Source organism: Geminisphaera colitermitum TAV2 (assembly GCF_000171235.2).
GTDB lineage: Bacteria > Verrucomicrobiota > Verrucomicrobiia > Opitutales > Opitutaceae > Geminisphaera > Geminisphaera colitermitum.
Genome location: NZ_ABEA03000072.1, coordinates 22,596 through 33,114, shown reverse-complemented (window position 1 = coordinate 33,114; position 10,519 = coordinate 22,596). Strand labels below are relative to the sequence as shown.

Below are 10,519 nucleotides of genomic sequence, written 5' to 3'. Positions count from 1 at the left end.
AGGATTCGTCGGAGGCGGGCGGGACGTCCGCGGCACTTGCGATCTCGGAAGCAGGCGGGACGCCTGCGCCACTGTTCAAGCCATTGTTTGTGTCGGTGGTTTCGGGTTGGTCGTCGTCTTCTTCGTCGTCGAGGTCGAGGGTTTTGAGGTCGGGTGGGTCGTCGTCGTGGCGGTAAATCATGGCGCGCCAGTCGTAGGTGCCGACGCGGATCTGGTATTCGCGTTGCACGTCTTCTTCGATGAATTGGGCGCGGGATTTGTTTTGCGAGAGTTCGATTTCGCAGCGGTTGAGTTCGCCAATGGATTTTTCGGCGTCGGTGCGGATGCCTTCTTGCGAGTTTTCAACGGCGTTGATGGCGCGTTCGATGTCGGTGAGTTCGTTGCGGATTTGTTCTACTTGTTGTTGGGAGACGAGGAGGGTTTCGGCGAGTTGGGCTACGCGGGCGCGCTGGGCGTCGGTTTCGGTTTCGAGTTGGGTGATTTGGTCGGTCCAGGTTTCGATCTCTTGCTGGCGTTGGATGACGATTTCAGTGAGTTGGGCGCGGCGGCGTTCCATGTCGGAGAGGCCGCGGTCAAGGACTTCGACTTTCTGGCGTCGTTCGGCGAGTTCGAGGCGGGCCTGGCCGAGGGTTTCGCGTTTTACGTCGCGGTCGGTGCGGAGTTCGGTGATGCGCGTCTCCATTTCGTGGATACGCACGCGTCCGGCTTCGACGGCTTGTTCGCCTTCGATGAGGCCTTGGCGGGCGCGTTCGAAGCGGGCTTGGGTTTCGTGGCGGGCGGCTTCAACGGCTTGGAGTTCGTTTTCCATGCGGTTGAGGCGGGTGAGGATTTCTTCGAGGGCGCGTTCGGCGGTGCGTTGTTCGGCTTGGGCGGTGGCGTGGGTTTGCGAGGCTTCGAGGACTTCGTGGCGTTTTTGTTCGATGGTGGCTTCGGCGTCGGTGAGGCGGGCGTTGATGGCGTCAATGTGGGCGCGTTGGTCGTCGTGTTGTTTTTGGTCTTCGGCAAGGAGGCGGGCGGTTTCGCGGAGGTCGATTTCGCGTTGGACGATGCTGTTGCCGGGTTTTTTGGAGTAGCCGCCGGTGACGAGTCCGCGGCGGTCCACGATTTCGCCTTTGCGGGTGGCGATGGCGAGGAAGGGGAAGTCGGGCGTGGTTTGCCAGTAGTCGAGGAAGGTGTGGAGGTCGTCGGCCAGGTAACAGGAGTCGAGGAGCGCGGCGGCGGGGTGCGCGGCGGCGGCGGGGTCGTGGCCGATGAGGGCGGTGGTGGCAGGATGGAGAAAGGAGGGGGGGGGGGGGGGGGGGGGGCCGGCCCTGCGGCCCGAACGTCCAACGTCCAACATCGAACGTCCAACATCGAAGTTCGGATTGGTGGGAGCTTGGGGGGGGGGGAGGGGGATGGAGGCGGAGGCGGGCGGGACGCCCGCGCCACTTGTGGCCGGCAGGATGCCGGCGGTCCCAGGCGCTGCCGCGCCAAGGGGGGTGGTTTGTTCGTTGGATGTTGGATGTTGGATGTTCGACGTTGGATGTTCGCCCGAAACGGGCGTGGGGATTTGGAGGACGGCGGCGCCGATTTGTTCGGTTTCGAGTTGGGCGAGGATGCGTTGGGCAGTGGCGAGGTCGGCAACGTGGATGGCTTCGACGGCGGTGCCGAGGAGGGCTTCGATGGCTTTGGCGTGTTCGGGACGGATTTCTAGGCCGTGTGAGATGGGGGTGACGCGGGTGTCGCCAACGACGGGGGCGAGGCGGCCTTGGAGGACGGCTTTGGCGCCTTCTCCGAAGCCTTCCCATTTTTCCTGGAGTTGCTGGAGGAGTTTGAGGCGGGCGGTGCGTTGGGCGAGTTGGCGGTCGATTTCCTGGAGTTTTTTCTGGGCGTCGCGAAATTCGGTTGTGAGGGCGGTGAGGGCGGTCTGGGCGTCCTGCGATTCCTGCTGGGCGCGGGCGCGGGCGACGGTGGCTTCCTCGGCGCGTAGTGCGGCGTCGGATACGGCTTGGGCGGCGAGGGATTGTTGCTGGCGCACGGCCTCGGTGTCGGCGGAGAGGGCGTCGTGGCGCTGGGCGGAGGTTTTTTGGTCAACTTCGTAGCTGGTGGCGTCGGTGCGGAGGCGGGCGACGTTGCTCTCGAATTGGAGGAGTTGGAATTTGGATTGCTGGAGGTCCTGCTCGAATTTTTGTAGTTCCGCTTCAACTACACCGAGTTCGCGGTTGCGGTCCTGAAAGACGGCGTCGGAGCTGCCGAGGAGGGTGAGCTGGAGTTGTTTGTCCTGCGCGCCGGTATCGACCTGGGAGGCGAGTTCGCGGAGCTGCATGTCGAGCTCGTTGAGGTTTTGGCGGGAGGATTCGAGGCGCTCCATGAGGCCGGTGCGCTTGATCTGGGCGAGGTTGGCGGCGTTTTCGGCCTGCTCGCGCTGGCTGCGAAGGTCGAAGACGGCTTGCTGGGCTTCTTGCACGCGCTGGTTGAGGCGGGTGCGGGTGTTTTTTTGTTCTTCGAGGGCGGATTGTTGCTGCTGGAGGTGGGTGCGGCGGGTTTCGGCGGCGGCGCGGAGTTTGATGACTTGTTCTTCGAGGGTGGCGAGGGTGGCGCTGACTTGTTCGTGGTGGTAGCCGTGGTGGGCGAGGGCGAGGTGGCGGAGGCGCCAGGAGAGTTTTTTGTAGCGGAGGGCTTTGCTGGCCTGGCGTTTGAGGGAGCCGATCTGGCGGCCTACTTCACCGACGACGTCAGCGACGCGGACGAGGTTTTGGTCGGTCTGGGCAAGTTTTTGGAGGGCTTCTTTGCGCTGGGCTTTGTATTTGGTGATGCCGGCGGCTTCTTCAAAGACGGCGCGGCGTTCCTCGGGTTTGGAGGAGAGGATTTGGTCGATCTGGCCTTGCGCCATGATGGAGTAACTGGTGCGGCCGATACCAGTGTCCATGAAGAGTTTTTGGATGTCTTTGAGGCGGCAGGGTTGGCCGTTGAAGAAGTATTCGCCGCCGCCGTCGCGGTAAACGCGGCGCATGATTTCGATTTCGTGGAATTCGCTGCCGAGTTGTTTTTCGCAGTCGGTGAGGATGAGCGAGACTTCGCACATTTGGGCGGGTTTGCGGGTGTCGGCGCCTTCAAAGATGACGTCTTGCATCTTGCCGCCGCGGAGGGCCTTGGCGCTTTGTTCACCGAGAACCCAGCGGATGGCGTCGGCGACGTTGGACTTGCCGCAGCCGTTGGGCCCCACGATGGCGGTGACGCCGGGTTCGAACCGGAGGGTGGACTGGTCGGCGAAGGACTTGAATCCGTGAAGCTTGAGCGCCTTGAGATGCATTCGTTGTCTGTGCGTGGAGCGAGTGGAATATCGAAACGGCCCATTGAGGCGGCGCAGGGGGGAGCGGCAAATGCAAAGTTTGGGGGGGAGGGCGGGAGGGGGCCGAGGCTCCACGACGAATTCGCGAAGCCGTTATCCTGTCTTTGGGGAAAATTCGTCCAATGCGCTCCAAGCCGAAGCGAACACTTTGGTGGAGAGCCATAATGACGATTCCTTCAACTTTCGAAGCGCACGTTCTGCTTCCTCCCGTCCAATCAATCCCTGCGATGCGGCGAAAAGCACCACCCCCAACGAGCCATGAACCTCTATGCCCAGTGATTCCGCCAGCAAGCGGGCGGCGGCGTCATCGGTTAGAAACCAGATTTCCTGTGTTTTGCGCTGCTCTTCGGCGAGAGCCAGAGCTCCCGCTTCGCCACGGTCAATCACTCCCGCCTCGATCCATGACCTTGCCCGCCGCTCCTGTTTTTCTGTCAGGGCGAACACTGTCAGCCAAGGGATGGCATCCGGATTGAAAATATCGGGTGCATGTTTTTGCAGTTCTTGAAAAACAACGGATGGAACATGGACTTTCGCGAACAAGGGAAGCAGATGCAGCACTCCTGCTTCATGCAGGTGCAAGAGCGGTCCGGTGTCCGCAATCGAGACAATCATGGTTTTGCATGATGCTGCTTTCGGGCCCATTCGACATCGCGCAACTGTTGTTCTTCCTGCAGCCGGAAGCGGCCTTGCATGATGAAGCTGCGCAGGGAAGCGAGGATGACGTCTTCCGTGCTGGCAAACGCCCCTTCGCGCACCGCTTCTTCAACGTTCCGGGCAAGTTGGTCGGGTAATTGAATCTGGATCGTTTGCATAAAAATCCCTCAGCGTCTTGATGCGGTCAGGCTGTTGTTATCGAGGCAAGTTAAGTCTGCCTCGTTGAAGTTCAAGCGGCCAGTGACCTCTCCTTTGGCGGGGAACAAAGGCCGGGGGGGGGGGGAGGGGATGGCGAGAATTTGAGGCGAGGGCTGGGGGAGGCCACTCCTGCGTTGTGTCAGGCAACAGGTCTCTGGTCAGGACGTCGGCATACAGGCGGTGGCCGTAGTCGTTGGGGTGGTTGACGCCGTTGCCGGTCACGCTGACGAAGCCTTTGCGAGCTACGAGGTGGTTCCACGGGGTGAATACGTCACAAAAGACGATGCGTGCGTCGGCGAGTTTTTTCAGTTGTTCGTGGTAAGCTTGGTGAAACTCGGGGCGGGCGAGGTGCCAGGCTGGGTTGGCGTTCATGCCGCTGACAACGGCACATTCGACGTTGGGGTTGGCATCAATCACCATGGCGATCATGCGCCGGACGTTGGCGGCGTAGTTTTCTGGAGGATATTTGCCGGAAGCGTCGTTCATGCCGAATGCTACGATGAACAGGTCGGGACGCAGGGCGGCGGCTTGGGCTGCCTGCTCCACGCCCCAAGGGGTGCTCATGCCGCCTTTGGAGAGGTTGTGCAACGTGACTTCGCCTGTGGTCAGCGTGCGAAGGCGGTCGCAGAATTGCTCGATGTAACGGGGGCTCTCCACGGCATTGGCTCCGGCGGAAATGCTGTCGCCGAGGAGGACGACGGTAATGGGTCGGCCTTCTGCGATTCTGGTAGCGAGACGGGAAAGGTGGGGCAGGGAACGGGAGTGCGCGGAAGGACCGGGCAGCGTCCAGCGTTCGTCGGTTTCGTAGTCGAAACGTATCTGCTGGTCATAAAAATACCGGCCTTCGGAAAACAGCAGGTGGCGTTTACCATCGGTGTGATGGCCGATGGAGCGGGCGGTCTTTTCGGCGGGGAACAGCTCTTTTTCACTAAACGAAGGTATTTTTTCCGTTCCGGTGTAAGTGATTTTTCGACCATCGATCCGGAAATCGGATACGACAAGTTTCAGCGTTGCATCGGATGAATGCACCCGGAGGAGTTTTCTGGGAGGAAGCAGAAAAAACGCCTCGGCTGGAGTTCCGTATGCAGAACGTGTGAACAGGACTGGCTCATTGTGGTGAAGGGATGCGCTCTGGCTGCTCATGGAGCGCGTGCTATATGGTTTGGCGGCGGGTTCCACCGGATGACCTCACTAATTATACAGGCGATAGGAGAACTGAAGCGCTGGGGCACCTTTGTGGCTCAGCGGGCTCCAACCGACACGGTCATGGCTGAACTGGGCGCTACTTTCGCTCACGGCAGTTTGTTTACGGTATCCCCATAAGACACGATCCGTTGTGGTGCTTGTCAGCACGACGATCCAATAGGTTTTCCCCGGCTCGATGGTCTCAATAACACGATCAAGAACAAACATGTTCCAGTTCGAGCCGGTCAAAATCGATGTGGTCGCGTTTGCCAGGACTTTGCCGGTTGGCGATTCTTCGCGTATTTCCATATCAACAGGTAGCGGAGCGCCTCTCCAGTTGTTGATGATAAGCTCCACGGCCGAGAGGCTTCGTCCTTTAAGGATCACGGGTTGGGCCAGATAAAGATTTAGCGGATGGTCGCAACCGGCCTCCACGATGTCCTGTTTGGCATCAGGCAAAAGCGTGTCCTTGAATCGCAATGATGTCTGGATCGCATAGGAGATGCCGCTTGGATAACGAAGAACAAGAGTCACGCGGGCGCGTTCGGTCGTCGGTAGAGGCTTGGATGAGGAGCCTGACCGGAAGGCGAAGTTTTTTGAATCAATTCGACGCATGATCAGGGGCGCGGGAATCCCACCAACCCGGACGCTGGGCGTTATTTGCGAGGCCAGTTGTTTTTCGAAGCTCACCCGGATACAGGGATTTCCCTGCGCGTCGCGGAGCATGGAGATTTCCGCTTTGTTGTTGATTGCCGGATTGAGCACGGCGGGAAGTGTTGTCTTGAAATCCATCTCGGGCACTTCGATTTCAACGCTGAACCCATGGGATTCTTCGGGCATCGGGCCTCGATAACGAATCGGCGAGACGCGTGCGACGCGTTCACCGGGGGCAAGTTTCACCTCGAAGGCGGGCTCGACGAATTGAAAACCTGTGCCGCTTTTTAGCGTTCCGCGAATCGTGACGGCTTTGTCGACAGGGTTCCATAGTTCGTAGGTGACAAATGGGAGCGCCGTTCCCGAGACTTGCCTTGAGGTTTCGGGAGTGGGTTGTTCGGTGATCGCAAAAATCGCAGGAGACAGGGTCAGGTCCTCGATGCCATCCAGATAAATGAACTTGGAATCTCCGACATCGAGAGGCAGCACGCCTCCCAAGGTTGCGCGTCGGAGGGGGGGGCCGCCTTCCGCCAGGGTAATGTCCACGTGGGCTGTCTTGGTTTGCAAATAAACAGAGCGGCGTTCTCCGTCGGCGAAGGCGGTTGCAAACAGTTGCCCGTCGGAGTCGCGTATTAACTGGACGGATACCTTGTCTTCCTCGGTCACGGTGCGTTCGTGGGTGGCTCCGGCGAGTCGATGGGCGGCGAGGTTCATGGCGGCGAATTCCGGCTTGGGCGAGAAGTCACTGTTGGCAATGCCCATCTGGTAACTGCTTTGCGTGCCGACTCCGGCTCCCCAGTCACGAAGGTCGAATTGAAACAAGGCTCCTTCGCGCATCCGCGGATCCAGCGAAAACCATAGCACCAACATTTGGGCCAGGCTGTTTGGGCCGCGGACGGCTTTTGTGCCCGACCATTCACTGCCGAAGACGGTTCCCTTGAATCCGGCCTCGTCCAGCCAGCCCAATATTTTGCGCATGGCGGGTTCAAAGGTGAAGGGTTGGGTCGCATAGGGATGCACGTCAAAAATATCGACATGGCGGAGATGGCCGGAGCGAATCAGTTGTTCGTGCCAGGGCAAATCCATGCCGGCGGCGCCTCCCAGCACCAGCTTTACGCCCTCAACGTTAGCGGCATCCACTCCGGCGCGCGCGCCACGCAAAAAATGCTCCTCAAATTTATCCGGAGTAATGCCTCCCGGAAATTGCGAACCGGCAATGCCGATGGGGTTGGGTTCATTCCAAACCTGCAAGAGCGGCATTCTTTTCCCGTAACGGGCTGCCAAGGTTCGGAAGAGTTCAATCCAGGCTTCCTGTTTTGGGGGGCCCAAGGTTTTGCCGGGAATGGCGGCAGCCCACGATGGCAATCCTTCAATGGCGGGGAGAAAGGTGAATCCTGCCTCGATTTGAGGGAGGTAAAAGGTGGAGAAAACCGTGTCATTCCATGTTCCCTCTTTGGGTTGAAACTGTCCCCAGCGGAATCTGTCGCGCAAATACCAGGCTCCGGAATGGCGGGCCAGGATGAGATGCTTTTGGAACATTTCCAGACGTTGCTCCCGAGAGGCCGGTTTATACATGCTGTCGTCCGACAAATGAGCATCAATGCCAACCACGCTTGGGATGGGTTTGCGCGGATAAGAGACCAGAAAACTCCGTTTGGCATCTCCGCTTGCCGCTTCGTAGTAGCCTGCATTTGGCAGGGAGAAGGACGCGGCTCCGTCCGCCTCAAACGTGCCATCGGCCACCGTGTTGCCGCGTCCATCCAAAATGGCAACCTTCGCACCGGCAGTTCCCTTGCTCAGGGTTATCTTATTTCCTATAAAAAAATACGGCAGGCCGGAATCACCATTAATGGTGAAAGCCAAGGCCGAGGCCGTAAACAAAAGAGACAAAAGAGCTGTCTGAATAGTGAATCGAAACATAGGGGATGTTGTTGTTGATGAAAATTAGAGAGAGGTGCGGGGAACTGTTTCTGATTGCGAATGGGCACGTGTCCTCGCAAGCGAAACTCGCAAATTAAATCGCCATCCGCCTGATCGCAGATGGCGTCGCAATCAATGCTCGGAAATAATGCGGGTTAAGATTTGCGTTTGCGCAGCGTTGAGATGGATGCGAAGGCAAGCGCGCCAATCGCCAGAAGCGCAGTGATCGTTGAGGGTTCGGGAATGATGGTGGTGGTGACCACAAGATTATCTATCCTCGCTCCTGCTCCTCCGGCGTCGTAAATGGCAAAATAATCGGCAGCGCCATCAGCATTTCTGAAAACGCTGGTGGCCACGGCCTCGCTGCCATTGTTCACATACAGGCTGGCTGTATTAGTCGGGTTAACCCCTTCAGTCTTTGTCACAACGATGCTGATGTTCACGACCTCATTCGTCGAAAAAATATTCGATGCAAGCAGGGCTGTCTGAGGTGACAGATTTGGATTGAAATAATATAAATCAACAGTGCCGTTTGCATTCTGGTATAAACGCCAGCCCAAGGTGGTATGAGTTCCGCTTCCATTCGGCTGAATCGTTGTGAAATTTGTTGAGCCAATGAGTTCCAGGTCGAAAGAGACCGTGTAGTTCATGTAACTATCGAGGTTGAAATCAACTTTGGCATAACCTGGGTCGTTCGCGATGGAAGAGAAGACGAGCTTGCCGTCTTCTATGATGGAAGCTGTTGCTGATGGGTTGAGGCCAGTAGAAGGAGAGGTTTCAATCCAGTCGTAACCTCCGACCGAAGTTGTGCCGAGGACATTGCTGTTGGCGCGATTAAAGTCATCCTCGAAAAGGACGACTGTTGTTTGCCCAAACACGGGAAGGGCGCCAAAGAAGATCGCTACAAGAAGTGCTAGCAATCCTGATATGCTGACTGTTTTTGCTGTTTTCATGATATGGAGTTTAGATGTGTTGGGAGCGGGAGATGTGGATGTTTTGTTTATGTTTTCTCCGAGTGGATAACGCCCTTGGTTTTACGATTCGGGCAGTGCGGTCACCACGAGGTCATCAACGCTTGAGCGCGCGTAGTTCGAGTTGCTGAAACCGAAATAATCGGGCATGCCATCATTGGCTTTGGAGGACAGCGTGCGTGTGTCGCTGATATCGGTTCCGCCCACTGTCAGCGTGGCGGTGTTGTTCACGACATTGATACTGATCTTTGTGCGGCTATTCGTGGCAAAGGCGTTGTTGCGGACCAGAGTTTCCTTGGAGCCATCGTAAAACAGTATGGAAACTTGTTTTGTTTCCGGGTCTGCCCTGAGGAGCCAGCTACTGGCATAGAACACGCCCGTGCCTCTGGGTTGGATGGCAGTATATCCGGCGGCGGAAAATTGGCCGACGCCGCTGGTGATGACGAAATCGATTTTGTAGGACGAAATGGCATCCAGGTCATAATCGACATAGATGTTTCCACTCTTGGGGCCGCTTCCCTCGCCGCCGCCACCGTTAAGAACGAGTTGATTGGCGCTTAACCACAAGGAAAAGGGATTTGTCTCAGCCTCAGCCCATTGGTAATCCCCTGTCGAGGTGGCGCCAACGGAGACCTTGTCGGCACGGTTGAAATTGTCGGCGAAAAGAACTTCTGCCTCCGCGAGGAGGGGAACGACGCCGAGGGTGATCACCGAAAAAAAAGCGACCATGCCTGATAGAATGTTTTTCTTCATAATGGGAAAAGGTGGTGGTTGGTATGCTGTGGAAGGCAAGGAGGGTGAAAAAGGCGGACAGCGGGGAGGGAAGATGGAGCGCTAAAGACGGAATATCACCGACCAACGATCCTTGAGCTGCTGTTCGGTAGCCGTTTCGACGTGTCCATCAAGAAACAGCGCGTTAAGCGAATTCTTGTGAGGATAAACCAATCCCATGCCTATATTTGTGGAATCGTATGTGTTGAACTGGGGATAGCTGCGCCCATCTGCGACAAGAAGTAGCTTGGATGGATTGTTGAACATGCGGATGGGAGTGCCTTGTGTGGCTCCCGGACCACCGGCGGCCATGGCTAAATTTGTCATTTTATAGCTATAGAATGGATCCGCAGGATAATTTGCAGTATCCTTAGGATCGGTTAAGGGGCAATGAAGCGGGCCATCCATGGAACAAACACGCTTAAGGTCAGGCCAATCTGGAGCCGATCCCAGAGAAAGACCTGCGTAAGGGGCGATGTGATACCACCAGAGGCCACGGATACCCATTGAGGAATTATGAGAGACTGGCAGGCGATCCTTGTTATCTGCCGCGAAAAGAAAGAAGGCGGCACCAAGTTGGCGAAGGTTGCTTTTGCAGGTGGCAGCTCGTGCGGATTGCCTCACACGGCCGACCGTCGGGATGATGATTGCTGCGAGAACCCCAATGATTGCGATCACCGTAAGGAGTTCGACCAAAGTAAAACCGGAGTGGGGAGGTGGGGTTCTATATCGGGAATTGTTGTAGCGCGGAAGGCATGTTTGGCCCTCGCCATGAATTTCAGTAGCGAGCAGGGCGGAAGGCAGGTGGGGCGTGGTTTGCATGGATTTTAAGAAG

8 protein-coding genes are annotated in these 10,519 nt (G+C 57.3%); all 8 read right to left on the bottom strand.

Going from position 1 to position 10,519, the window contains the following annotated elements; translation table 11 throughout:
• Positions 1-3,292: AAA family ATPase (locus OBACDRAFT_RS30630; RefSeq protein WP_052361434.1), on the bottom strand; the 3,292-nt coding region annotated here is incomplete at its 3' end.
• 132 nt (positions 3,293-3,424) lie between these two features.
• On the bottom strand, positions 3,425-3,943 hold the full coding sequence (locus OBACDRAFT_RS07770) for a PIN domain-containing protein (protein ID WP_043584412.1): 519 nt from the start codon (positions 3,941-3,943) through the stop codon (positions 3,425-3,427).
• Entirely contained in the window at positions 3,940-4,143 is a 204-nt protein-coding gene (locus OBACDRAFT_RS07765) for a hypothetical protein (protein WP_043584411.1), read from the bottom strand. Before OBACDRAFT_RS07765 ends, OBACDRAFT_RS07770 begins: the two co-directional genes overlap by 4 nt.
• Positions 4,144-4,180: 37 nt before the next feature.
• A complete protein-coding gene (locus tag OBACDRAFT_RS07760; protein WP_198529860.1) occupies positions 4,181-5,326 on the bottom strand; it encodes an SGNH/GDSL hydrolase family protein in 1,146 nt (381 codons plus the stop codon).
• Between the two features lie 48 nt (positions 5,327-5,374).
• On the bottom strand, positions 5,375-7,885 hold the full coding sequence (locus tag OBACDRAFT_RS07755) for a hypothetical protein (RefSeq protein WP_157836953.1): 2,511 nt from the start codon (positions 7,883-7,885) through the stop codon (positions 5,375-5,377).
• A gap of 212 nt (positions 7,886-8,097) precedes the next feature.
• Positions 8,098-8,895 (bottom strand): PEP-CTERM domain protein, encoded by a 798-nt coding sequence (locus OBACDRAFT_RS07750; RefSeq protein ID WP_043584406.1) that lies wholly within the window; start codon positions 8,893-8,895, stop codon positions 8,098-8,100.
• 81 nt (positions 8,896-8,976) lie between these two features.
• Positions 8,977-9,666 carry a hypothetical protein gene (locus OBACDRAFT_RS07745; protein WP_157836952.1) on the bottom strand — a complete coding sequence of 230 codons (690 nt, stop codon included), beginning with the start codon at positions 9,664-9,666 and terminating at the stop codon, positions 8,977-8,979.
• Between the two features lie 81 nt (positions 9,667-9,747).
• The gene (locus tag OBACDRAFT_RS07740; RefSeq protein WP_081721885.1) at positions 9,748-10,506 is read right to left on the bottom strand and encodes a prepilin-type N-terminal cleavage/methylation domain-containing protein; all 759 of its coding nucleotides are present in this window, start codon (positions 10,504-10,506) and stop codon (positions 9,748-9,750) included.
• Between the last annotated feature and the right edge of the window lie 13 nt (positions 10,507-10,519).

Excerpts from the sequence above, each read along its gene's own strand:
- OBACDRAFT_RS07760 (WP_198529860.1), bottom strand. The coding sequence starts at position 5,326 with ATGAGCAGCCAGAGCGCATCCCTTCACCACAATGAGCCAGTCCTGTTC.
- OBACDRAFT_RS07770 (WP_043584412.1), bottom strand. The coding sequence starts at position 3,943 with ATGATTGTCTCGATTGCGGACACCGGACCGCTCTTGCACCTGCATGAA.
- OBACDRAFT_RS07740 (WP_081721885.1), bottom strand. The coding sequence starts at position 10,506 with ATGCAAACCACGCCCCACCTGCCTTCCGCCCTGCTCGCTACTGAAATT.
- OBACDRAFT_RS07745 (WP_157836952.1), bottom strand. The coding sequence starts at position 9,666 with ATGAAGAAAAACATTCTATCAGGCATGGTCGCTTTTTTTTCGGTGATC.
- OBACDRAFT_RS07750 (WP_043584406.1), bottom strand. The coding sequence starts at position 8,895 with ATGAAAACAGCAAAAACAGTCAGCATATCAGGATTGCTAGCACTTCTT.
- OBACDRAFT_RS07765 (WP_043584411.1), bottom strand. The coding sequence starts at position 4,143 with ATGCAAACGATCCAGATTCAATTACCCGACCAACTTGCCCGGAACGTT.